Raw genomic sequence first — 23724 nt, forward strand, 5'->3', positions numbered from 1 at the left:
TGATCGAACGAAGAGTTCAGGCCGCCAGGGAATGGATAGGCCGGGCGGGTATGAGCGCGCGACGTGTGTCAGGATCGCGCCATAAAAACCCATCCCATTAAGGAAAAATTAGGCTCTTGAGCGGCATTGTCCCCGACATGAAGAACGGAGGTGTCCGCATTGGATGATCTAGGACAGGGAGCGACTTCGGTGCCGGCAGCCCCTCAGGACCTGCATGCCGGCCGGACAGTCATGGCAGAGGGACTGTCCGACCTGCCGAAAGGCAAGACCGGCCACGCCTTACCGATGACTGCGTCCAGCGCAGGAATGTTTGCAACGACATTAAGGAGCCGGAGAGCACGCCAGAAAAGTGCGCTGCCCCCTCTGCGATGGCTGCCGCGCTTTGTGGTGGGACGCAGTGGAGCAGACAAGGTGATCGGGGCGCAGGTGGACATGAGCCAGCTCTGGCTTTCGGTTCCGCGCCGGACCCTGCGCAAGAGCCGGCGCAAGAGCCTGGGCCAGCAGCAGCGGGAATTTGACTCGGATCTGCTGGGGAATGCCTGTGCACAGGCTGCAACATGGCCGGAAGGCATGCGGCTGATGGTCTCGCTGGAAGACGATCAGGCACCGGATGGCGATTTCAACAACCGCCTGAATACCGTTCTTCAGGAAAGCGGTTTTCCGGTCAGCCGGCTTGATCTCGTGTTTCAGGAAAGCGGCCTGGCGCAGGACGACAAGGAAACCTGTTACACGCTGTCAGCGCTGCGCGATCAGGGATGCCAGATTTTTCTGGGTGGCTTTGGCAGCGCGCCTTCCAGTCTGAGTCTTCTGCGGGAACGCGCGATGGGAGGATTGCTGGACGGGGTCCAGTTCGATGCGTCCATGCTCGCACCTTCCGGCATGACCTGGCGTCAGTCCGGCGATGCACCGCTGCTGGATGAATCCGCCACGGTCTTTTACCGGGCAGCTCTTGAGACCGTGAAGGCACTAGGCTTGAAAGTCCGCAGTATCGGCGTGGATCTGCCGGATCTTCTGGCTTTCGTACAGAAAGTCGGATGTGTCGAGGCATCCGGAACGGTGCTGGCTGCACCAGAAACGACGGCACAGATCAGCGAGCGGTTCGAGGAAACCGCGGGGCGTCCGCGCCGTCGTCGCATGGCAAGAACGGCGGAAGGTCTCTGAAGAGACCTCCCGCCGTATTGGCCGGAAAGAAACAGGACCGCCTGTCAGAACGGGAGAGGATCGTTCAGTTGATTCTGCACTGATAACTGAAGAGACGTTCCGGATTTTCCCGAAGCATGGTGGCCAGCATCGGCAGCACTTCGGTGAGTGCCGTCTCAACGGCTTCAGGCGACTGGCCGGTCTGGTCACAGATATAGTTCAGCCGCTTTTCTCCCATGAGGTCCTCGACCTGTTCGGGGGACAGGGGCGTTGAGGGAGGAAGCCGGATTTCGCTGATGGTGGTGGCGAACTGGCAGTCCTCCTTCATCATCTTGATGGTGACTTCCGTCAAACCGGAACGATCCGTGCTTGCGCCACTCAGCCAGTCACCGAAACGGGTGAACACGGATGTTGCGGCCTGGGCTTCGGTCTGGCCTTTGCCGGATACCGGAGACTTGGTTGTGAATGTGTTCTGAACGGTCATTGTCAGGCTCCTTCATCTCAGGAGAAAACGGGCCTTTGCCGGGCTGGTGGCCCTGCGATCACAACGCCCTTCAGGACTGAAGGCTGCGCGGCCCGGACAACACCTTTCTGTGTGATCTGTCACAGAATTTCCGGGTGTTGTCACAATCCGCCGCCTGGCCCGTTTCAGCGGAGCGCGGCACTCTCCACGAGAACGATTTCCGCATCTTCCAGCGCGGTGATCGTGAAGCGCTCCACGTCATGAATTGCTGCGCCATCCCTATGTCCGACAGTCCGGCCATCGATTTCCACGCTGCCGGTGGCCGGGACGAAATAGGAAAACATGCTGCGATCCGTCTCGTAGGTCAGCGTCTCTCCAGCTTTCAGCGTCGCTCCGAGAACCCGGCCGCGGGTGCGGATCGGCAGTGCCTTGTCTTCCGGAAAGCCGGATGCGAGAGGCACGAACCGCCCGTTGCGCTCATGCCGGGGAAAAGGACGTGTGCCCCAGGACGGCGTACCGCCCGTTTCATCCGGGATCAGCCAGATCTGGAACAGCGTCGTGGCTTCGTCATCCCGGTTGAATTCGGAATGGATGATGCCGCTTCCCGCTGACATGACCTGCACATCGCCTGCTTCGGTGCGTCCGCGATTGCCGAGGCTGTCCTCATGCGTGATGGCGCCCGTGCGGACATAGGTGATGATTTCCATGTCGCGATGGGGATGCGCGCCAAAGCCGTTATGGGGGGCGATGCGATCGTCGTTCCAGACGCGCAGGCGTCCCCAGTGCATGCGATGGCGGTCGTGATAGTCCGAGAAGGAAAAATGATAGTGGGCGTCGAGCCAGCCATGGTTGGCATGACCGAGGGTCTTGAAAGGTCTGATGTCCAGCATGGGATCATGCTCCTGAATTGATGTCCTGTCGTAGATAATGGGGTATGGACATGGTGAAGAAAACGGAAAGGATGGAAATGTGAAGTTTCCGAAAACGGCATGACCGGTCTGCCCGACTTCGAAGGCTGGGCCGTTTTCGCGCGGGTTGCGGAAAGCGGCTCCTTTGCTGCAGCCGCGCGCTCCCTGGGGCTGTCGGCTCCCACGGTGTCCAAGATCATGGGGCGGCTGGAACATCGTCTGGGAGCGACGCTGTTCCAGCGCAGTGCGCGCCATCTTTCCCTGACGGCCGAGGGCGCGGAATGTCTGGATCGAGCGCGCCGTATCCTGTCGGAAGGAGAGGGGCTGGAAACCGAACTTCGTGAAGGAACGGCGACGCCACGCGGCATGATCCGGCTGGCAGCGCCCATGACGTTTGGCCGCGAGGTACTCGGCCCGGCATTGCCCGGATTTCTGGAACAGTATCCGGACATCACGCTGGAGATGGATCTGGATGACGGGGTCGTGGATCTGCTCGGCGGCAGGTTTGAAGCAGCAGTCCGGATTACGTCCGGCCTGCTGCGCCCGGCGGTGTCGGGACAGGCATTCCTGCTGTGCCGGTCCGTGACGCGGTTTGTCTGTTCGGAGCAGTTTCGTGCCCAATTGGGGGAGGCGGAAAATCCCGAGGATCTGACAGGGCAGCCGGGGCTTCTTTACACCAATGCGGCCGTTCCGGATTTCCTGCGCCTCAGGCACACCGATGGTCGTCAGGCGTCTGTCCGGCTGAAGGGGCGGGTGAGTGCCAATAGCGGAGACATGCTCCTGCCGGCCATCCGGGCCGGACTGGGGATCGCGCTTCTGCCCGATTTCATGCTGAGGCCGGATCTGGAAAGCGGCCGGATTGTGGAAGTACTACCCGGCTGGACAGGAGCCGAACTCTCCGTCTGGTTCATCGTCACGGGCTGCGGAGCCACACGGACGCAGATGTCGGCAAGACTGCGGGTTCTGCTGGCTTATCTGGAGAGAGTGCTTGGCGAGATCGTGTCACAGGATTACAGTGCCGGGCAGGAGAAAACGCGATGAACTATGATGCGATGTTTCAGTCCGCCCTTGACGGTCTGCATGCGGATGGCAGCTACCGTTACTTTGCGGATCTGGAGCGCCGGGCCGGTAACTTCCCCAAGGCTTTCCATCATGGCCTGGGCCGTGATGTCACGGTCTGGTGCTCCAACGACTATCTCGGCATGGGGCAGCACCCCGAAGTCCTGACGGCCATGCACAAGGCGCTGGACGAAACGGGCGCCGGAGCAGGCGGAACCCGCAATATTTCGGGCACCAACCACTATCATGTGGAGCTGGAAAAAGAGCTCGCCTCCCTGCACGGCAAGGAAAGCGCCCTGCTTTTCAACTCCGGTTACCTGTCGAACTGGGTGACGCTCGGGACCATCGCGGGACGTCTGCGCAACTGCGTTGTGCTGTCCGATGAGCTCAATCATGCGTCCATGATCGAGGGCATCCGTCATTCCCGCGCCGAGAAGCAGATTTTCCGTCACAATGACGTTGAGGATCTGGAACGTCGTCTGAAGGAGCTTCCGGCGGATGTTCCGAAGATTATCGCTTTCGAGTCGGTCTATTCGATGGATGGCGATATCGCCCCGATCGAAGCCTTCTGTGATCTGGCCGACAAATACGGCGCCATGACCTATCTCGACGAGGTCCATGCCGTCGGCATGTATGGCGATCACGGCGCAGGCGTGGCTGAGAAGCTTGGTCTGTCCCATCGCCTGACGGTTATCGAGGGAACGCTGGGCAAAGGCTATGGCGTTGTGGGCGGCTATATCGCTGCATCCGCCGCGCTTTGCGACTTCGTCCGTTCCTTCGGGTCCGGGTTCATTTTCTCCACGGCTCTTCCGCCAATGATTGCGGCCGGCGCTCTCGCCAGTGTGCGTTACCTGCGCAGCAGCAGTGCGGAGCGTGAAGGCCAGCAGCGTGCGGTCGCCTATCTGCGTCAGGCCTTGGACAAGGCCGGCATCCCGCATGTCATGAACCCGAGCCATATCGTGCCGGTCATGGTAGGTGAGGCCGAACTGTGCCGCAGCCTGTCGGACGAACTGCTGAACCGCTTTGGCAACTACATCCAGCCGATCAACTTCCCGACCGTCCCGCGTGGTACGGAGCGTCTGCGTATTACGCCGACGCCGCTGCATACGAATGAGATGATCGACGAACTGGTCGAGGCTCTGGCAACGCTGTGGCAGGAGCGTCAGCTCAAGACATCCAAGTCCGCCGCGGCCTGAAACGGAACGGGGGGGCGTTCGCAGGCGAACGTCCCTCCGTTCATTTCCGGAAGTGTCATAAAAAAAGGCAGACCCTTTTCAGGGGCTGCCTTTTTTGTTTCAGGTCATCCGAAGACGCGGATCAGGCTGCGGCTTTTGCCTCGGCCTGGGCGCCGTGGGAGAGGATCTGCAGGCTGAGGATGCCACCGGACATCTTCAGCGTCTGGCCCAGGTCCAGACGGGCATTGCCACCGGTCCAACGCGCATGGCTGGTTTCGATGCTCCACCATCCATCGGCATAGGGATCCGAAAGATGGGTGGAGATACGGTGCGTGCGCTCGCCGCTCCAGATCGTGACTTCGCCCACGAGAACGCCGAGTGTGCGGCGATCGTCAACGAAGGGTCCGATCCGGTCAGCCGGGCGGGCGGCCTGACTGATGATGCGGACGCTCTCGCAACCTTCGGGAAGCATGAAGACAAACTGCTCACCGTTGGCGCGGATCGGGTACAGGGCCGTGCCGTCTGCCAGGACGAGATGGGTCTCGCTCGTGACATCTGCCGACGGGGCCGCCTGCGGAGCGGTGTAACCCAGCGCCTCGGCGCGCAGCGCAATCGCGGCGAACAGGGGCTCGACATGCTCACGATCCGTGACCAGCGGCAGGGCAGCGTCCTTTTCCCAGTTCAGGGGGCGCAGACGGGTCACCTGGCTGCCCTGCATGAGGGTGTCCGGACGGTGGCCTGCATCCAGGAAGCTTTCCGACAGCGCACCATTCGCCACCAGAACCGAATGCTGTTCGGTTTCGATATGGTAGTAGTCGTAGTCCGTGATGGAGTGGTCGTAGGCAATGCTCATGCCGTTGACCAGCATCCGGACCGGAACGAAGCTGCCTTCGAGCATCATGCAATGCTCGGGCGTAACCAGCAGATCGCGGCTGGGGATACCGTCGGCCAGGGCTCCGGCGCGCACGCGCACGGGAACAGCGTCCACATCGGCATGTCCCGTCGTTCCGGTCGTCGCATGGGCGTGCCCAACGCGCAGGATCGTCTGCGTGCTGGTCGTGCCATTGGCATAGACCATGACCTTATCGCCCGCCTCGAGGGTCTCGATGGCGCGTTCGCCTTCCGGCGTCAGGATCATGGTTCCGGCCAGGTAGCAGATCTGCCCGTTATAGCCGGTTGCGCCGCCAACGACGCTCCAGGTTCCATCGGCATTGTGCACGATCGTCGGGGTGCCCGGGCCGGAATTCGGACCGAAGGAGACATCCGTCAGCGTGATGCCGTTACCGTACTGATCAAAGGCAACCGTCAGCGTGTAGGTTCCGTTGCCATTGTCCGTGAACGTGGCGCTTATCGGAGCCGTATTGCCGCTGCCAATGGTGATGACGGAAGCCGCGTCGTAACCCGTGATCGGCGTGCTGATCTTCTGGTTGTAATCGGGAAAGACGAGCTGGCTGGACGTGCCATCCACTGCGTCACGCCCAAAGACGATCTTGCCACCGGCGCTCGCATTGTTGACGTAAAGCGTCGCACCGTTCTGAAGAACCGTGGTGAGGGACGATCCCATCTTGAACTGGGCGTTCGCGCTGCCGATCGTCGTTCCGTCGAGGATCAGGGTGCCTGTGCCGCTGATGCTGTTGCTGCTGATCGAGACAGCCGGATTGCCGCTGATCTGCAGGGTGCCGTTTACCGTCGGATCGCTGCCCAGATTCACCGCATTGGACGTATTGATGTCCAGCGTACCGCCCTCAGCGACCGTGAGGCTGTTGACGTTGAAGACTGTGGCACTGGCATCGGAAGAGGTCGCCGTGACATCAAGCGTCGCGTTGGCGGCAACAGTGACTTTCTGGAGCGTTGTCGCACTTGCTGTCGCAAAGGCGATGGTAACAGCGCTGCCATCAGGATTTCCTGCCAGGACGTCGATCCAGGCCTTGTCCTGCGGGACGTTGCTATCGTTCCAGTTTGCTGCAGCGAACCAGTTTCCGGTTGCGCCACCCTTCCAGTAGTTTGTCATTTCTTAGAGTCCTGAGGAGGCCGGGAGCCGTTCCAAAGAAGAGGGGTGGGTTCCAGGGCCTGACTGTGACGCGTTGTCTCATGCGGAGAGTTAATTATTAGATAATTTAAGCGCAAGATCATTCGGGTTTTAAAAATGAAAACGTCAGTGACAAATCGTTAAAACATTATTTTTCAGTTGCTTGCGCGAAGTGCCCCCGCCGTACTTCAGGCGGTGACGCTGGACTTGGATTTCTGTTTTTCAGAGAAAACAGGACAGGATCGTGTCAGGAAAAAACGGCGGAACGGGTTGCCTGTCAGCAGGCTTCCGACCATCATGTCGTGATGGTGTCACAGGAAAAATCGGTTCCCTTCCGTAAGAATCGGAAAGTAACAAAGCTTTCTCAAAGAATGGGAATTGCGGGAGCTTCCTGTGTACTGGATGTCATGATCAATGACCGGTCTGCCCTGGTCCGGGACAGCGCGGCTTTCATTGTGCTTCTGGAAAGAATCTGGAAAGCGCGTGATGTCGATGCGAGCCTGGTCTGGTCGGAGATCGACGAGCGGATCCGTCTGGCGGACGAGTTGCGTGCGAGTGGGATCCGTCCCTACAAGGGGGGCCGTTTCCGCTCGACGAAGCTGCCGTGACATGCCGCCCCTGCCAGACCTGTCCCATATCAACCCTGACGATCTGACCCGTCTCGACATCGTTGCCCTGATCATCATGGCGCTTTCGGCGTTATGGGGGCTGACGCGGGGTTTTGCGACCGAACTGGCCGGGCTTCTGGCCTGGGTGGGGGCAATTGTCCTCACCTACCGGTTCCACGGGATGCTCGAGCCTTATCTGGAACCCTATCTGCATCAGGCGGCACTGGCCGGGAGCGCGAGTACGGCGATTCTTTTTGTTGTCGTGCTGCTGGTCTTCACCATGCTGGGCGCGCGGATCGGTTCGGCGGCACGGGGCGTCCTGTCTGGCGGCGTGGACCGTATTCTGGGGGCCGTGTTCGGTGTGGCGCGGGGTTATGTGGCCCTGATCGTGCTTTATCTTCTGGCAGGGTCTTTTTTCGGGTCCTGGATGACCTATGTGATGCAGGGAAGCCTCATCGGCCCTTACATTGCCGCTGGAGCCACCCATCTGACAGGTTATCTGCCTCATTTCCTGCAACCGCATCTTGCGTCTCCGTTCACAAGCGGCCATGAGGCGTCCTTGTGAAACCAGTCCGGAAAGGCCGCGCCGCATGACCCAGTCCGACAGTCTCAACCGCCCCTACGAAGAGTGTGGGGTTTTTGGCGTCTGGGGTGTGCCTGATGCAGCGGCCCTGACAGCCCTGGGCCTGCATGCCCTGCAGCACCGCGGACAGGAAGCCGCCGGTATCGTCAGTTTCGATGGCGAACGGTTCCACCAGCACAAGGGTCTGGGGCTGGTCGGCGATGTGTTCGGGGACAGCCGCGTCATGGCGACGCTGCCCGGCACGGTGGCCATCGGTCACAACCGCTATGCCACGACGGGCGGCACACATGTCCGTAACGTGCAGCCGCTTTATGCCGATTACGAATTCGGCGGTCTGGCTGTGGCGCATAACGGCAACCTGACCAATTCCGCGACGCTCAAGCAGGCGCTCGTCAAGCGTGGATGCATCTTCCATTCCTCGACGGATACGGAAGTCTTCATCCATCTGATCGCGATTTCTCTCTATACGACCGTGCTCGATCGCTTCATCGATGCCGTCAAGCAGGTGAAGGGGGCGTACTCCCTCATTACGCTGACGCCGGATGATGGTCTGATCGGCATGCGCGATCCGCTCGGTGTGCGTCCACTCGTCCTCGGCCGGATGCCGGGCTACGAGCATGGCAATGGGGGCTGGGTGCTGGCGAGCGAGACCTGCGCGCTGGACATCATCGGGGCGGATTATGTCCGCGACATCGAGCCCGGCGAGATCGTGGTCATCAATGGTGACGGTCTGCGCTCCCTGCGACCGTTCGGAGATCAGGGCGGACGGTTCTGCGTCTTTGAATATATCTACTTCGCGCGGCCTGATTCCGTGCTCGAGGGGCAGCCTGTCTATGAGGCGCGGCGGCAGATCGGCTGTGAACTGGCGCGGGAGAGCGCAGTTGATGCCGATGTGGTTGTGCCGGTACCTGATTCCGGTGTGCCGTCTGCGATCGGATATGCCGCGGAGAGTGGTATTCCCTTCGAACTGGGGATCATCCGCAATCATTACGTGGGCCGGACCTTCATCGAGCCGACCGACCAGATCCGTAATCTCGGCGTGAAGATGAAACATTCCGCCAACCGGCCGGTTCTGGCGGGCAAGCGGGTCATTCTGGTGGATGATTCGATCGTGCGCGGTACGACGTCGCGCAAGATCGTGGATATGGTCCGTGCGGCCGGGGCGACGGAAGTGCATATGCGCATCACGTCCCCGCCGACGAAACATGCCTGCTTCTACGGGATCGACACGCCTGAAGAGAGCAAGCTGATGGCGGCGACGCATACGCTTGAGGAAATGGCGCAGGCGATCGGCGTGGACAGTCTGGCCTTCGTCAGCTTCGACGGGCTTTACCGGGCGCTGGGTCATGCCAACCGGGCCGAGGGCGCGCGCCGTTACTGCGATGCGTGCTTCACCGGGGATTACCCGATCGAGCTGGTGGACAAGGAAGGCAATCTGGTCGCGTAAGACCGGATTTTCCCCGGCGAACACAAGATCGGAGAACACAAAAAAGGCGCCGGACCACAGGTCGGGCGCCTTTTTTCATGCCTGAATGCGGGGAAGGCTCAGGGATATGGGTAGGGGGTCTGGGACAGGGCGGCCTCGGTACTGGCATCCGCTTCCGAAGGCAGGATGGAGTCCAGCGGCAGGGTCATGACGGCTTCCAGGCCCGGAGTGAGCGTGGTGTAGGTCAGCGTGCCCGAGAGGCTGCTGACGACGGCATTCATCATGCGCGTGCCGAAGCCCGTTCCCTTGAGCTGGGGCGTGCATTCACCCTGATCCGAGACTGTCAGCACGAGACGGTCGCTGGTCTGGGCCAGGCCGACATGCAGCGGGCCGGCCTTGCCGTCATAGGCGTATTTGCTGGCGTTGATGACCAGTTCGGTCAGGACCAGGCCGATATTGATGGCCCGATCGGCCGAAATCATGATCGGGAAGAGGGAGAGGTGCAGCTGCTCCTGCCAGTCCCCGCCCAGTGACGAGCACAGCTCTTCCATCAGTTCTTCAAGATAGCGGCCGAGGTCCACGATACCGAAATGCTCGTCCCGGTACAGGCGGCGATGCACGAGGCCGATGGCGGCGATACGGTGCTGCGCTTCGGTCAGGGCGGTCGTGGTTTCGTCGTTCGAGGCGCTGCGGGCCTGGAGCTTGAGGAAGGAGGCGACCATCTGAAGGGAGTTCTGCACGCGGTGATTGACTTCCCGGATCAGGAAATCCTTCTGGCGGAGCAGGCTTTCGCGCTCTTCCAGCGTGGCGGCAAGGGTCGCGTTGAGCTCGCGGAGCTGCTGGGTCTGGTAGTCCGCGATCAGGACGCGGCGCAGGCGGCGGGCGGCCTGTTTCTGTTCGCTGGTCCAGCGTGTGCTGTGGCCGCGGATCGTCTGTTCCCAGGTCCTGAAGGACGCGCGGGGACGCAGGACGTCACTGCCTTCTGTCGTGTCCTTGTGCGGATTTCCGGCCCATTCGATGGTCTGGATGATCTCGACGCGGCTCCAGATCAGGCAGGTCGGCGTCCGGAACGGGAGCGTGATGGCCAGAAGACCGGCCGAGCGTTCGGGCCACTCGGCTGCGGGCGGATAATCCTTGCCCAGCATGGTGCTGACGAAAATGCCGCCGTTTGTGCCCAGTCTCAGCCAGTCATGCAGCCGGTGCAGGTTCTCCGCATCGGGCAGTACGCCGGTCCCGGTAATGGTCTGGTCACTGATGACGGCAAAGCCATTGCACGGAAACAGGGACTGCAGTTCGCCCATGAAGCTGCGCAGATTGCTTTCGATGGGATGACGCACGTCGAAATGGGACGTGACGAATTCCATCGCATTGCGCAGGCGCAGACGCTCCTGATAGGTGACCAGCTCTTCCTTGTTCCGCAACTGCCGCGACATGACACCTGCCAGCGTCCGGCAGGCGGCGCGGATGTCTTCTGACAGGCAGCGCGGCGTAGCATTGTGGCAGGCGATCAGCCCCCACAGCACACCATCCACGACCAGTGAGACGGAGGCCGAGGCCCGCGTGCCCATATTGGCCATGTACTGGAGATGGATCGGCGAGACGCTCCGGAGCTGGACATCGCTGAGATCAAGCCCTGCAAGCCCGGCTTCCGGTGGACGGATAGGGGCGGCCTCGTAGGTGATGTCGGGGATGACGCGGATGCGGTTGCGCAGATACAGCGCCCGGGCCTGCGTGGGGATGTCGCTGGCCGGGAAATGGTGGTTCATCAGGGAGGGGAAGGCGTCGTTGCGGCTTTCGCCCACGACGCGGCCGGTTCCGTCCTCCATGAAGCGATAGACCAGAACGCGGTCGAACCCCGTAAGCCGACGGAAAATCGCAGCACCCTGGCGGCAGACGGAGGTTGTATCCGGGCAGCGCTCGAAACGGTCTGCCGTGCTGTCGATTTCGCCGAAAATGTCCCAGGTCAGCAGGTTGTGCGCTTCGACCGGTTCAAGTTCGATCAGGAGATGTTTGTCCTGAGCGTGACGCAGGATGCTGAAGGTTTCGTCTTTCAGCCCTTCAACGCGCAGATCGGACAGGGAAGGCCGCTTTTCGTCGTGAAGGCGGCTTTCCGGGATTTTCAGGATATCCGCCAGGGGGCGTCCGAGCCAGTCGGGAGCGAGACGCCCTTCGATGTCGCCTGCGCCACCGATGATTTTCAGGCTCGTGCTGTCGACGACGAGCAGGAGTCCATAGGGCTGGATGGCATCCGGTCGATGGATCGGCTCGCGATCGCACGAGGTCATGACGGCATGTTCCAGCGAACAGCCCGGTTCGGGGGCGGGGGAGCGCTGGACTGTCAAATGGAGATCCACCTGAAAGAGGAAGAGACCGCCCGAAGTCCCTGAAAGACAGCGGACATGGAAGGTCCAGAAATCATTCCGTCCATTATCTGTTCCTCCATCAGGACTGTCAATTTATGACATCCTGTTTCAGCGATGGCTGTTTCAGGGCTGGCGACCGTCGGCCTGGATCCAGGAGGCGACGTCTGCCGAGAGGGCATGACGGCTGGCCGGGCGCGTGTAGAGCATGTGGCCGCCCTGATAGAGGTGCAGCGAAACACGATCCGCGCCCACCGTCAGATGATCCTTCATCCAGTGTGCCGTTCCGAACGGGCAGGCCACGTCATAATAGCCATTGGCCACAAAGACGCGCAGGCCGGGATCAAGCGCCAGCAGGCGGTTCAGGACCGGGATCTGGTGGATCGGCGAGGGCCCACCCGAACTCCACTTCCAGCTTCCGTTCACCTTGAGGGAGAGCAGGTCGTAGGTCAGCGGGGTCTTGAAGCCGAGTTCATTGGCCGCATAGCCGGAGAAGGCGTTGCCATAGGCACGGCCGAAGCCGAACAGCGTCGGATCGGGGCTTTCGTCCAGACCATCGGCCGCAGGGTCGGCGATGGACTGGGTGAAGTCGTACAGTCCGTACAGGCGGCCGTCGCGGGACATGATGTCATGCGAGCCGATGGCCGGGATACCGTGCTGGCGGGCGATCACGTCCTGCGGCAGGCCGGTCCGCTGGGCGATTTCGGCGTAAAGCGCCTGTCCTTCGCTTCCCGAGGGGAGCTTGCCGGCGATTTTCGGCAGATAGGTGTTCAGGGACCACTGATAGGCGTCTTCGGCGGTCTTTTCCGTCACGTTCGGGCTCTGATGCGATGTGATCAGGCTGGGCATCATGAGGGCGGCGGAAAGCGGGTTCTCGTCCGTGTCGAGCAGGGGCATTTCGATGGCCGGGGAGATCATCACGATGCCGTTGAGCAGGATGCCCTGTTCCATCTGCAGCGCATTCGCGACCTGGATGGAGCGGATACCGCCATAGCTTTCGCCCACGAGGTAATGCGGGGAGGCCTCACGACCGTTTGCCGACGTCCACAGGCCGATGGCCTTGGCGAAGGCGCTCGCGTCCTGCTTGACGCCATAGAACTGGTCCCCGGCCTTTGCCGTGTCGGCGGGGCGGGAATAGCCCGTGCCCACGGCGTCGATGAAGACCATGTCCGTGACGGGGAGCCAGCTGTCGGGGTTGTCACCCATCGTGGCGTGCGTGCCGTCCGTCGGGTCCTTGGCAGGCATGGTCAGGGCCTTGGGGCCGGCCGCACCGAGGTTCAGATAGGCCGTGGCCGCACCCGGGCCGCCATTGAAGAAATACGAGACCGGGCGTGTGCCAGCCGGGACGCCGTCCTTGGTGTAGGACACGTAGAACATGCGGGCGGTCGGTTTGCCGTCATGGTCGCGCAGGATGAGTGTGCCGGCATGGGCGGTATAGGCGATGCCGTTCAGATGATGCTGGGTGACGGAATCCGCCGGGAGCAGGGCTGCCTCGCCGGTGAAGGCGTCGGTGGCCTTGGTGGCGTCGGTCTTGGGAGCCTCGGCCGCCGCGGCCGTACAGACGGGGGACAGGAGCGTTAAAGCCAGCAGGGCTGCGCGGCGGGTCATCATCTGACGGGCATCTCCGATAAAAGAAACAGGAATATTCCGCCGTATCAGTCCTGAGGCGGAACGGCTACCGCTGCCGCATGAAGTTTTCGTCATGCGGCAGCGTGAGAGGCCCAAGAACGGTCAGGCTTTGGGCGGCGTGATGTTGGGGCGCAGCATCAGGCGCGGATCGGCGAAGCGGTCATACTCTTCCGATGTCATGAAGCCGAGTTCCAGCGCGGCTTCACGCGGGCTCAGCCCCTTTTCCATGGCGTGATGCGCCACTTTCGAAGCGCGGTCATAGCCGATGGCGGGAGACAGGGCCGTGACGAGGACGAGCGAGCGTTCCAGATCCTGCCTGAGCTTGTCGGTATTGGCCTTCGTGCCTTCGACGAGGAAGCGGCGGAAGTTTTCCGAACCGTCATGCAGAAGGGTGATGCCCTGCATGATGTTGTGGATCATGAGCGGCTTGTAGACGTTCATGTCCAGCATGCCGGCCGCACCGCCAAGGCCCACCGCGACATCGTTGCTCATGACCTGAAGGGCCAGCATGGCGAGCGCCTCTGCCTGTGTCGGGTTGATCTTGCCAGGCATAATGGAGGAGCCGGGTTCGTTCTCCGGCAGGTGCAGTTCGCCCAGACCGGCACGCGGGCCGCAGGCGAGAAGGCGGATGTCGTTGGCGATCTTGAACAGGCTGCCAGCCGTCGTCCGCAGTGCGCCTGACAGATGCACCAGTGCGTCATGGGCACCCTGAAGCGCGAACTTGTTCTCGCCTGCCGTGAAGCCGAGGCCGGTCAGGCGGGCGATTTCCGCACAGGCGCGACGGTCGAAGCCTTCATCCGTGCTGACGCCGGTACCGAGTGCCGTACCACCCAGAGCGAGGGGGAAGAGGCCGTCCCGGGCCTGCTCCAGACGGGCGATATTGTCCGTCAGCATCCCGGCATAACCGTGCCATTCCTGACCCAGCGTGATGGGAACGGCGTCCTGAAGATGGGTGCGCCCGACCTTGACCAGATCGCGCCATTCCTCGGCCTTGGCCGCCATGGCGTCGCGCAGGCGCGTCAGGGCGGGGATGAGGCGGCGATGCGTGCCGAGGACAGCCGCGATGTGCATGGCGGTCGGGAAGTTGCAGTTGGTGGACTGCGACATGTTGACGTGATCGTTCGGATGCAGCGGTGTCTTGCTGCCCAGTGGATTGCCAGTGATCTGGCAGGCGCGGTTGGCGATGACCTCGTTGACGTTCATGTTGAACTGCGTGCCCGAGCCCGTCATCCAGACATGGAGCGGGAACATCCGGTCATGCTCGCCCTTTGTGATCTCGTCACAGACCGTATGGATCAGATCCGCGCGCTCCTGCGACAGGCGACCGCTCGCGGCATTGGCCGTGGCGCAGGCGCGCTTCATGATCGCATAGGCCTCGATCATTTCGCGCGGCATCAGTTCGCGGCCGATGCTGAAATATTTCAGGGAGCGCTGGGTCTGCGCGCCCCACAGCACATCATCAGCGACTTCGATCGGGCCCATGCCATCGGTTTCGGTACGGCTCATTGTCTGTTTTCGGCTTTCCTGCGGGTGATCCGGCTCATTCCACGCGGGAAATTATCGCACAATCGCCGCAGGACAAAGGAAGACAACCATAGAAAATCAGGATGCCGCCACAGGCCGCCGGGGGCTCAGGATTCTACGGTCTGGGCAACGGGGTGACGACCATAGGTGTTGGTCAGGATCACGCCAGCCATCACGACGGCTCCTCCGATCAGGGTGCGCAGGGAGGAGATCTCGTTGGTGAGGATATAGGCCAGGACCATCGTGACAGGGGGCAGAAGGTAAAGCAGCGCTGCACCCCGGGACGCGCCCAAATGACCGATGACGAAACCCCAGGCCGCATAGCCGAACGCCGCCGGGAAAATACCGAGTTCCAGCACTGCGGCCTGTCCCTGCCATGAGGCGTGGGAAAAGCTCGTGAGGCCTTGAGGCAGCCATGGGGTCAGGAAAATCGCGCCGGAAATCAGGACATACGCAATGGTGGGGAGTGCGCCGTAACGTCGGATCAGGCCCTTCTGAAGGATCGTGTAGAACGCCGCGCAGACGGCCGCACCGAAGACCAGTGTCGCGCCCGAGCCGAAGGAAAGGCCTCCGCTCTGCCCTTTTGCGATCAGGGCGACGCCGCTGAAACTCAGGATCGATCCGGCCCAGCCCCAACGGGACATGCGTTCGCCGAGGAACACCATGGCCAGAAGCCCCGCCATCAGGGGGGCTGCGCTGATGAGAAGGCTGGCCGCGCCGGAGGAGACGGTCATTTCGCCGCAGTTGAACAGGATATTGTAGATCGTAATCCCGATGACCCCGCAGGCCAGGATCTGCGGAATATCCGTCAGTTCCGGACGGCTGGGACGCTTCCATAGCAGCCACAGGGCCGCCATGACGGCCGCGACGGCATAGCGCAATGCAGCCAGTGGCACGGGGGCAAGGTCATGCAGGGCAATCCGGACGACGGGATAGGCGCTCGCCCAGGACAGAATGGCCACGGCGACGAAGAATGGCAGAAAACGCCCGGAAGGATGTGTCATGATCGCCCATTATCAGGAATATTTCCCGAGCGGGAGACGGAGTTTATGCGGGGGCTCAGAATGTATGTTCGAAGGCCAGAGTCCCGATGACCTGACGGGTTGTATCGCGGCCTGAAAGGGTCAGTCCGACGCCGCCGAGAATGGAAGTACTGGCGTTCCAGTTGTATTCGATGGCCGGTGCAGCGAACCAGTCGTCTTCCGCAGGCGTGTTGAATGACAGGTTCTGGGCGGCTGGTGCTGTCTGGAGGATCTGGTGTCCCTGCACATGGGAGCCGCTGGACCAGTCCCGGATCATGTCCATCGCGAAGACGAAATGGTCATTCAGGGAAAACTCGACGGATCCGCCGAAATTGCCGAACGCCTCGGCATGGGCGCGGCCGGAAAATCCCGTGCCGGTTCCGTAAACGCTCTGTCCGTTCAGGGACGCCGATGTGACGGGCTGGATTCCGGTGGCCCAAAGGCGGACGCGAAAGGGCCGCGTATGGCCGAATTTGAATCCTGTCTGGTCGATCAGGCCGTAGCGGAAGGAATAGACGCCTGATCCGCTGCCATCCTGCGGCCGCGACAGCCGGTCGTAGCTTCCCGTTGGAAAGTTCATGCCGAGATCGACGGTCAGGGTGGAGTGCTGCCAGCTTCCGGGCCAGAGCCTGCTCTGACGATCAAGTGCCACGCCTTGCAGGACGAATGGCAGATCCGTGAATTTCAGACCGGACGGCGTGGCGGACCGGTGCCAGGAATACTGCACCTGTGGCGTGATGTAGACCGAGATGCGGTTCGTGATGCCGTATTTCAGGATGACGAGTGAACTGACGGAACGCTGGACGCCGGGCAGGGGATGATAGTCTCCCTGCGAGCCGAACTGCCCGATGGGCGAGCCGACATAGAGATAGGGCTCGACATAGAACGCGCCGGCTTTTGGCAGGGGCGTGGGCGGCGAGAACAGGGAGCCTGAATAGGCCTGTTCATCTCCGGGGACAGCATGGGCCCGGGACGTGGGCAACAGTACGGCCGCGGTGAGGGACAGGCACAGGACGATCTCCAGCGGAAAGCGCACGGCTTCACAGACTTCCAGACAGTGACGGATGAAAGGAAAACGATCGTTTTCCCCTTCGGGTTCACAAACCTGATCGTCTGTTTCTGTCTGGAAGGTCGGATCAGGGCCCTGTCCGGGCCTGACGGGATATTATTTCAGCCAGCGGTCGCCGCTGAAACGGTTGTGGGAGAAGAGAAAACCGGCCACCAGTCCGATAGCGGCGAACATGATCGTCCACAGCGAGATCGGCAGCAGCAGGGTTGAGAGCGCCGCGAGCAGGACCATTCCGGCGAAGGCGCAGACGGCGGATTCGACGACGCGCGGACCGTAATGGCGCTCAGCCCCGCAGCTGGGGCATTTTTCCGAGGTCGGGCGCATGGGCTGGCGGCAGACGGGGCACAGCGCGATGGCGTTGGCTTCGGGTTTTCTCACTGACCGTTATTCTCCTGATGTTCGCCGACCGCGATACGCGCTTCCACGGCCATACGCCAGGGCGCATCGGCCGGTGCCGCTGCCAGGGCGCGGCGATAGAGGTCAAGGCTCTCACCAGAGATATGGCTGCCGTTGCGACTTTCAAGTTCGGCGAGGCGGATGGCGAGCTCAGGCTCGAAATGTGCGTCGAGCGCGGCTTTCCAGTCGCGGATTGCCTCATCCGTCATGCCGGATCTTGCTTCAATCTGCCCCAGAAGGAAATGCCCGGTCGCATAGGTCGGTGAACCGGGAGGAATGGTGGAGACCTGGGTCTGGAGCTTGTGGATCATCTGCAGGCCCTTCGCGTCCGGGCCCGTCTGCCGTCCGCTCAGGGGCTGGGGCGGCAGGGAGGGATGACCGTTGACGATATAGAGCGCAAAGGCCAGCACCGGAATGCCGATCCCGACGGCTGCGACCGGCAGGGCACGGCTGCGTTTTGCGGGCTCGGCATTCAGATCCTCGACGGCAGCTTCGCCATCGGTGGCCAGCAGGCGGCGCTGCACTTCGAGGCGGGCGGCCTGATATTCCTCGTCATTGATGAGGGCGAGGGCGTGGTCGCGCTCCAGATCGCCAAGCTGTCCGCGATAGAGGGCGAGAGCAGAGTCACGCGCGTTGACGCGCCGGCGCAGGGTGCGCAGCCCCAGAAATGCGGGACACAGGGCCACCGCCGCGATTATCAGGATTCCCAACCAGAACAAAAAGTTTACTCCCGGCCCGAAAGGGCATCCAGACGCGCGCGCTCGTCATCCGTAAGCGGCGCAGGCGTGACGACGGTGCGGCGTTTGGTCGCACGCCATGCAATGACAAGTCCGGCCACCAGCGCGAGCGCTGGCATCAGCCAGAGCAGGGCGGTGGACCATGAAAACTGTGGGGCCAGACGGATGAATTCGCCGTAGCGTTCTGTCATCCAGTCCATGATCTGCTGATCGGATTTCCCGGCCGAGACCTGCTCGCGCACGACCTTGCGCAGATCGCGGGCGAGGGGGGCGCTGCTGTCCTCGATACTCTCGTTCTGACAGACGAGGCAGCGCAGATGGGCGCCGATGGCTTCGGCCCGCTTTTCCTGTGCCGGGTTCGGCAGCATTTCGGCAGGGTCGTCCACGGCGAGGGCCACACCACCGCCGATCAGGCCAGCCGCGAGCAGCAGCGCCGGGAAGCGTCTGGAGGCCTTCATAGTCCGGCCAGCCTCGGACGGATTTCCGCCTCATAGATCTGGGGATCGAGGGCGGCGCTGCCGTGCCAGATGATGCGGCCGCCGGGTGCGACCAGAAAGCTCTCGGGCACCCCGGTCACGCCCCAGTCGATTGCGACGCGGCCATGACGGTCCGATGCGACGCGGGCATAGGGGGAGCCGTCACGCTGGACGAAGCCGGCGGCGTTCTCGGGCTTGTCCTCATAGGCGATGCCCCAGATCGGCATGTTGCGCGAAATGGCGCGCAGGCCGGGCATTTCCGCCACGCAAGGGATGCACCACGAAGCGAAGAAATTGACCAGAACCGGGCGGTGCTGGGCTTTGAGTTCCGCATCGGTAAAGCCGTCGCCAAGACCGGGGAGGCCGGGCATGGCGAAGCTCGGGATGGGCTTGCCGACATTGGGGTTCTTGATGGCGCGCGGGTCGAAGGCACCGCTGCGCATGTCGCTCAGCATCCGCCAGAAGCCGACGCCGAGGACGCCTGCGCCGATGATGGGGACGGCCGTGAGGATGCCGCGTCGTGTTGCGTTCATGTCCCTCTCTCCTCAGGCACGGGCCATGTTGCGGGCGGCGGCACGCTTGGGCGCGCCGATCCGCATCCGACGGTCAGACAGCGAGAACGCGCCGCCGATGGCCATGACCAGTCCGCCCAGCCACATCCAGGGCGCGAGCGGATTGCGGTGCAGGCGCAGGACATAGGTCGTGTCCTTGCCGGTGCCGTGCCGGTCGCCGATCACGCCGTACAGATCCGTGATGAAGTTGGTGTGGATGGCGACTTCGGTCGTGGTCTGGCTCTGTGTCGTGAAGTCGCGCTTTTCGGGATGCAGGATGGTGACGAGCTTGCCGTTGTGGCGGATGGCGAGATCGGCCTGCATGGCCTTGTAGTTCGGGCCGATATAGTCGTGCACGTCAAGCAGGGTCCAGTCGTCTCCGCCCAGCGAGCGGGTCTCGCCGATATGGATTTCGACGATGGCGTGCTGGGCCTGCGACATGCCGCACAGGCCGAGCACGGTGATGCCCGCGCCGATATGGGCAAGCGCTGCGCCCCAGCTTGAACGCGGCAGGTTCTTCATGCGCTCCCACACGCCCCGCGCGGAGGTGTGGCCAATGCCGATCCGGCGCAGGACGTCGGAAGCGGAAGCCGCGATGACCCAGATGGCGAGCGCGCCGCAGGCGATGGGCATGATGCCGGACAGCCGCCAGAAGCACAGGACCAAGCCGAGGGCGGCGATCCCGGCTGCGGCATAGAGATGCGAGAACGTCCGGGCGAGCTGCGCGCGCTTCCACGGCAGAGCGGTGCCGACGCCCATGGCCAGCAGGAGCGGCAGGGTCAGCGGGATCGTGGCGGCGTCGAAGAATGGCTTGCCGACGGAAATGGTGCGCCCGGCCAGAAGCTGCATGAAGGGCGGGTACATCGTGCCCGTCACGACGACGGCGCAGATCGAGCACAGCAGGATGTTGTTCAGGACCAGCGAGCCTTCACGCGAGATCGGCGAGAACAGGCCGGTCGAGGTGAGGGACGGCGCGCGCCATGCGAACAAAGCGAGCGAGCCGCCGATGACGATGGCGAGCAGGGCGAGGATGAACACGCCGCGGGCAGGGTCGTTGGCGAAGGCGTGGACCGAGTTCAGGATACCCGAGCGGACGAGGAACGTGCCGGACAGGGAGAACGAGAACGTCGCGATGGCAAGCAGGACCGTCCAGATCTTCAGGCCTTCGCGCTTTTCCACGACGATGGCGGAATGGACAAGCGCCGTACCCGTCAGCCAGGGAATGAGGGAGGCGTTTTCCACCGGGTCCCAGAACCAGTATCCGCCCCAGCCCAGCACGTAATAGGACCACCATGAGCCCAGCGCGATGCCACAGGTCAGGAAGCACCAGGCCGCGACGGCCCAGGGGCGGACCCAGCGGCCCCATGCGGCATCGACACGACCTTCGATCAGGGCGGCGACGGCGAAGGCGAAGGGGACGGCGAAACCGACATAGCCGGTGTAAAGAATGGGCGGATGGAAGGCGAGGCCCGGGTCCTGAAGGAGCGGGTTCATCCCCTGACCGTCCATGGGCGCGGGGAAAACGCGGTCGAACGGGTCGGATGTCAGAAGGCAGAACATCTGGAACCCGGCGGAAACGCCGCCTAGAATGGCCAGAACGCGTCCACGCAGGATGTCCGGCAGGTTGCGGCCAAACAGTGAGACCGCGCCGCCGCAGACCGCGAGGATCAGCGTCCAGAGCAGGACGGAGCCTTCGTGGTTTCCCCAGACGCCCGTGATTTTATACAGGAGCGGCTTGGAGACGGCGGAGTTCGCCGCGACGTTCTGGACCGAGAAATCGTCGCTGACGGCGCACATGATGAGGCACAGGAACGAGTAGCCCAGCGCGATAAGCTGCGAGACCGCGAGATAGGGCGCGAGCCCCACGAGACGCGCGTCACGGCGGCTGGCGCCCCAGAGCGGGATGGCGAACTGCACAAGGGCCAGCACGCAGGCGAGGGCCAGGGCGAAATGGCCCTGTTCAGGTCCGAACATCAGGCGGTCAGCCCCCTGCTTTCTTTGCGGTCATGGTATCCCAGCTCGACGCGTCCGGAGCCTTGCCGAAGCGGGGGTCCCACTTGCCGGTGCGCTTGAGTTCGTCCGCGACTTCCTTGGGCATGTAGGTCTCGTCATGCTTGGCGAGGACTTCGCTGGCCGTGAAGCCGCCATCCTTCTGGACGGTGCCGAGGGCGACGACGCTCTGTCCTTCGCGGAACAGGTCGGGGAGAATGCCGGTGTAGTGGACCTCGACGGCAGCCTGTCCGTCCGTGACTTCAAAGGCATTCACGGGGGTGCCGTTCTCGTTGATGCGGTGCAGGCTGCCGGCCATGACCATGCCGCCGAGGCGGATGGTGCGGTCTGGCGAAGGCGGATTGGCCTTCACCTGCGAGGGCGCCATGAAGAAGACGATATTGGACGAGAAGGCCCGCAGGGTCAGGGCGGCGGCAGAGCCGACACAGGCCAGACAGGCGATGATGATCCAGAGGCGACGGGTCTTGCGGGTCATGATGCTGACCTTTCACGACGGCGGGCATGGCCCTCAACGGCGGCCAGACGGGCCTTGGATTTCCGCAGGCGCAGGGCGGAGCCGACACCGAGGACGAGCGAGCAGCCCAGCGTCAGGGCATAGGATGCCGCGATATAGGGCCAGTGGTTCGGGAGGTGCATCATGCGGCTTGACTGTCCCTGCGGTCGAGGCGCGAACGGGCCAGAAGCTGGCGCGCGCGGCTTTCATGGATGGCGGCGCTGAGCCGGGTGAAGATGACGGCCGCAACGCCAAGCGTGAAGCCGATCGTGGTGATCAGCAGCGGCCAGAGCATCATCATGGACATGGTGGGCGCGCCGGTCAGGGTAATGCTGTCGGGCTGGTGCAGGGTGTTCCACCACTGGACGCTGAACTTGATGATCGGCAGGTCGATCACGCCGGCCAGGGCGAGGATCGCGGCGGCGCGCTGGCCCCGGGCCGGTTCATCGAAGGCGCGGATCAGGGCGATATGGCCCAGATACAGGAAGAACAGCACCAGCATCGAGGTCAGGCGCGCGTCCCACACCCACCACGTGCCCCACATCGGCTCGCCCCAGAGCGAACCGGTGATGAGGCACAGGGCGGCGGCACAGGCGCCGACCGGACCGATTTCGATGGCGGCAAGATCCGCCAGCGGATGGCGCCAGACCAGCGAGAGCACGCCGCAGATCGCAAGCCCGAGGTAACAGGACGATGCCAGCCAGGCCATCGGGACATGCACATACATGATGCGGACGGTGTCACCCTGCTGCCAGTCGGCCGGGGCGATGAACAGGCCCCAGATGACGCCGACGGTCAGGAACAGGATGGCGCCGCTGCTCAGCCAGGGCAGGAGCGCATGCGCCAGACGCAGGAACTGCCCCGGATTGGCATAGCGATGGAGCAGGTTGGGGGTAGGGCGCACTGGGACACGGACCTCGGAGATTGGCAACTCGGCGATTGGTTCCCCTTTGAAATAGTCCGAAGCAATCATATTCGGAAGAGGCGCGTTGTCCCATTGTTCCGATCACTGTTATCACGTTTCACGGAATTGAGCGGTAAATGCCTCTGTAAATGCCCTTGGGGCGGGAGTGAAATGTGGCTTTCTGGCTGGTGAAATCGGAACCCGAGGCGTTCTCGTGGGCACAGCAGGTCGATCATGGCGTCGAACCGTGGACGGGGGTGCGCAACTATCAGGCGCGCAACAACCTCTCGGCCATGAAAAACGGCGATCTGGCGCTTTTTTACCACTCCGTCAGCGAAAAACGCATTGTCGGCGTGGTTGAAGTGGTGCGGGAAGCCTATCCGGACCCGACGGCGGATGATCCGCGCTGGGTCTGTGTGGATGTGAAGGTGATGGGGGCGTTTGCCCATCCCGTCAGCCTGGCCGACATCAAGGCTGATCCTGCCCTGGCGGAGATGGCGCTGCTGAAACAGTCCAGACTGTCCGTGGCGCCTGTGACGGAGGCGGAGTTCCGCCACCTGACGCAGATCGGGGGCTGGACGCGCCCCTGAAGGGTTAGTGAATGGCGGAGGAGTCGCCGTTCACGAGAATATTGGTCTGGCCGTTGACCGGGTGTCCGGCGTAGCTTGTGGGGGAGTCTTCGTCCTCATAGGGGGACTGCACCGGGGCGTTGAACTTCACCGGCATGCCGAACAGTGAGAAATGGGACGGCAGGTTGTTGGTGCCGTTGGTCTTCTGCTGGGCGTTCGTGCCGGGCATCCCGACCGGCAGATGCGTGCGGACGCGGTCGCTGTAGCTGGCGAGGGCGGCTTCCGAGTCTTCCACTTCCGTATAACCGTGCGGCGGGGCGGGAGCGCCTTCATCGGGCAGGGCGGACTGCTGGGCCGGAGTCAGGGGCTTGGCGGGTGCGCCGACGATCTGGCCGGCTGTCGGGCCCATTTGCGGAAGATTTGCCGTGCCGTGTGCGGCGCGGTGACGGGTGTGACCCGAGGAAGAAGAGCTGGAGGCGGCATGGGCCGAAAAACCGGCCGGGATGAGGAGGCTGGCTGCCAGCGGAGCAGACAGGAACCAGCGCGATAATACGGTCATTGTTGTAATTCTCCTCACCCCGCCGGGGGCGTCC

General features: G+C 62.6%; 24 protein-coding genes. 7 read left to right on the forward strand and 17 right to left on the reverse strand.

All coding sequences use genetic code 11. From position 1 onward, the window contains the following. Positions 1–189 precede the first annotated feature (189 nt). A complete protein-coding gene (locus GLS_RS08830; RefSeq protein ID WP_148295915.1) occupies positions 190–1161 on the forward strand; it encodes an EAL domain-containing protein in 972 nt (323 codons plus the stop codon). A gap of 64 nt (positions 1162–1225) precedes the next feature. Here GLS_RS08830 and GLS_RS08835 read toward each other — a convergent pair whose 3' ends face one another. Both GLS_RS08835 and GLS_RS08840 read right to left on the reverse strand, forming a co-directional pair. Next, on the reverse strand, positions 1226–1624 hold the full coding sequence (locus tag GLS_RS08835) for a YidB family protein (protein ID WP_041111946.1): 399 nt from the start codon (positions 1622–1624) through the stop codon (positions 1226–1228). A 164-nt stretch (positions 1625–1788) separates the two neighbouring features. Further along, entirely contained in the window at positions 1789–2493 is a 705-nt protein-coding gene (locus GLS_RS08840) for a pirin family protein (RefSeq protein ID WP_041111947.1), read from the reverse strand. Positions 2494–2592: 99 nt separating this feature from the next. On the opposite strand from GLS_RS08840, the gene GLS_RS08845 reads away from it, so the two are divergent. Together GLS_RS08845 and hemA are read left to right on the forward strand one after the other, a co-directional pair. Then, a complete protein-coding gene (locus tag GLS_RS08845) occupies positions 2593–3552 on the forward strand; it encodes a LysR family transcriptional regulator (protein WP_041111948.1) in 960 nt (319 codons plus the stop codon). Continuing rightward, positions 3549–4766, forward strand: coding sequence for a 5-aminolevulinate synthase (hemA, locus tag GLS_RS08850; protein ID WP_011253160.1), 1218 nt, complete (start codon positions 3549–3551; stop codon positions 4764–4766). The genes GLS_RS08845 and hemA overlap by 4 nt, the downstream gene beginning before the upstream one ends. Positions 4767–4887: 121 nt before the next feature. Here the strand turns inward: hemA and GLS_RS08855 are convergent, their stop codons facing one another. Next, positions 4888–6756, reverse strand: a complete 1869-nt coding sequence (locus tag GLS_RS08855; RefSeq protein WP_041111949.1) for a Hint domain-containing protein — start codon at positions 6754–6756, stop codon at positions 4888–4890. Between the two features lie 425 nt (positions 6757–7181). On the opposite strand from GLS_RS08855, the gene GLS_RS08860 reads away from it, so the two are divergent. From GLS_RS08860 to purF, 3 genes are read left to right on the forward strand one after another with little or no spacing between them, the layout of a single operon-like run. Further along, the gene (locus GLS_RS08860) at positions 7182–7382 is read left to right on the forward strand and encodes a hypothetical protein (RefSeq protein ID WP_226986557.1); all 201 of its coding nucleotides are present in this window, start codon (positions 7182–7184) and stop codon (positions 7380–7382) included. A 1-nt stretch (position 7383) separates the two neighbouring features. Next, positions 7384–7947 (forward strand): CvpA family protein, encoded by a 564-nt coding sequence (locus GLS_RS08865; protein ID WP_024716953.1) that lies wholly within the window; start codon positions 7384–7386, stop codon positions 7945–7947. Positions 7948–7972: 25 nt separating this feature from the next. Next, on the forward strand, positions 7973–9412 hold the full coding sequence (gene purF / locus GLS_RS08870; RefSeq protein WP_041111950.1) for an amidophosphoribosyltransferase: 1440 nt from the start codon (positions 7973–7975) through the stop codon (positions 9410–9412). A gap of 98 nt (positions 9413–9510) precedes the next feature. Here the strand turns inward: purF and GLS_RS08875 are convergent, their stop codons facing one another. From GLS_RS08875 to GLS_RS08930, 13 genes are all read right to left on the reverse strand, one after another. Beyond that, entirely contained in the window at positions 9511–11676 is a 2166-nt protein-coding gene (locus GLS_RS08875; protein ID WP_226986558.1) for a histidine kinase dimerization/phosphoacceptor domain -containing protein, read from the reverse strand. A 201-nt stretch (positions 11677–11877) separates the two neighbouring features. Beyond that, positions 11878–13362, reverse strand: coding sequence for a S10 family peptidase (locus tag GLS_RS08880; RefSeq protein ID WP_041111952.1), 1485 nt, complete (start codon positions 13360–13362; stop codon positions 11878–11880). Positions 13363–13482: 120 nt separating this feature from the next. Next, positions 13483–14886 (reverse strand): class II fumarate hydratase, encoded by a 1404-nt coding sequence (locus GLS_RS08885; protein WP_041111953.1) that lies wholly within the window; start codon positions 14884–14886, stop codon positions 13483–13485. A 125-nt stretch (positions 14887–15011) separates the two neighbouring features. Continuing rightward, positions 15012–15908 carry a DMT family transporter gene (locus GLS_RS08890; RefSeq protein WP_041111954.1) on the reverse strand — a complete coding sequence of 299 codons (897 nt, stop codon included), beginning with the start codon at positions 15906–15908 and terminating at the stop codon, positions 15012–15014. A 55-nt stretch (positions 15909–15963) separates the two neighbouring features. Further along, on the reverse strand, positions 15964–16962 hold the full coding sequence (locus GLS_RS08895; protein ID WP_052327543.1) for a hypothetical protein: 999 nt from the start codon (positions 16960–16962) through the stop codon (positions 15964–15966). Positions 16963–17091: 129 nt separating this feature from the next. After that, the gene (locus tag GLS_RS08900) at positions 17092–17373 is read right to left on the reverse strand and encodes a hypothetical protein (RefSeq protein WP_011253169.1); all 282 of its coding nucleotides are present in this window, start codon (positions 17371–17373) and stop codon (positions 17092–17094) included. Next, a complete protein-coding gene (gene ccmI / locus GLS_RS08905) occupies positions 17370–18110 on the reverse strand; it encodes a c-type cytochrome biogenesis protein CcmI (protein ID WP_041111955.1) in 741 nt (246 codons plus the stop codon). The genes GLS_RS08900 and ccmI overlap by 4 nt, the downstream gene beginning before the upstream one ends. Positions 18111–18115: 5 nt before the next feature. Then, a complete protein-coding gene (locus GLS_RS08910) occupies positions 18116–18586 on the reverse strand; it encodes a cytochrome c-type biogenesis protein (protein WP_011253171.1) in 471 nt (156 codons plus the stop codon). After that, entirely contained in the window at positions 18583–19137 is a 555-nt protein-coding gene (locus GLS_RS08915; protein ID WP_041111956.1) for a DsbE family thiol:disulfide interchange protein, read from the reverse strand. The genes GLS_RS08910 and GLS_RS08915 overlap by 4 nt, the downstream gene beginning before the upstream one ends. Before the next feature lie 12 nt (positions 19138–19149). After that, positions 19150–21129 carry a heme lyase CcmF/NrfE family subunit gene (locus GLS_RS08920; protein WP_041111957.1) on the reverse strand — a complete coding sequence of 660 codons (1980 nt, stop codon included), beginning with the start codon at positions 21127–21129 and terminating at the stop codon, positions 19150–19152. Positions 21130–21136: 7 nt separating this feature from the next. Continuing rightward, positions 21137–21640 carry a cytochrome c maturation protein CcmE gene (ccmE, locus tag GLS_RS08925; protein ID WP_041111958.1) on the reverse strand — a complete coding sequence of 168 codons (504 nt, stop codon included), beginning with the start codon at positions 21638–21640 and terminating at the stop codon, positions 21137–21139. Continuing rightward, positions 21637–21804: a hypothetical protein gene (locus GLS_RS13435; protein ID WP_193363805.1), complete on the reverse strand. Its 168-nt coding sequence runs from the start codon at positions 21802–21804 to the stop codon at positions 21637–21639. The genes ccmE and GLS_RS13435 overlap by 4 nt, the downstream gene beginning before the upstream one ends. Continuing rightward, positions 21801–22562 carry a heme ABC transporter permease gene (locus tag GLS_RS08930; protein WP_041112814.1) on the reverse strand — a complete coding sequence of 254 codons (762 nt, stop codon included), beginning with the start codon at positions 22560–22562 and terminating at the stop codon, positions 21801–21803. Before GLS_RS08930 ends, GLS_RS13435 begins: the two co-directional genes overlap by 4 nt. A gap of 173 nt (positions 22563–22735) precedes the next feature. Here GLS_RS08930 and GLS_RS08935 point away from each other — a divergent pair, with 173 nt between their 5' ends. Further along, positions 22736–23152 (forward strand): EVE domain-containing protein, encoded by a 417-nt coding sequence (locus GLS_RS08935; protein WP_041111959.1) that lies wholly within the window; start codon positions 22736–22738, stop codon positions 23150–23152. 4 nt (positions 23153–23156) lie between these two features. On the opposite strand, the gene GLS_RS08940 is transcribed toward GLS_RS08935, so the two are convergent. Further along, positions 23157–23690, reverse strand: a complete 534-nt coding sequence (locus GLS_RS08940) for a hypothetical protein (RefSeq protein ID WP_041111960.1) — start codon at positions 23688–23690, stop codon at positions 23157–23159. Positions 23691–23724 lie beyond the last annotated feature (34 nt).

The organism is Gluconobacter oxydans DSM 3504, from assembly GCF_000583855.1.
In the GTDB taxonomy this organism is placed as follows: domain Bacteria; phylum Pseudomonadota; class Alphaproteobacteria; order Acetobacterales; family Acetobacteraceae; genus Gluconobacter; species Gluconobacter oxydans.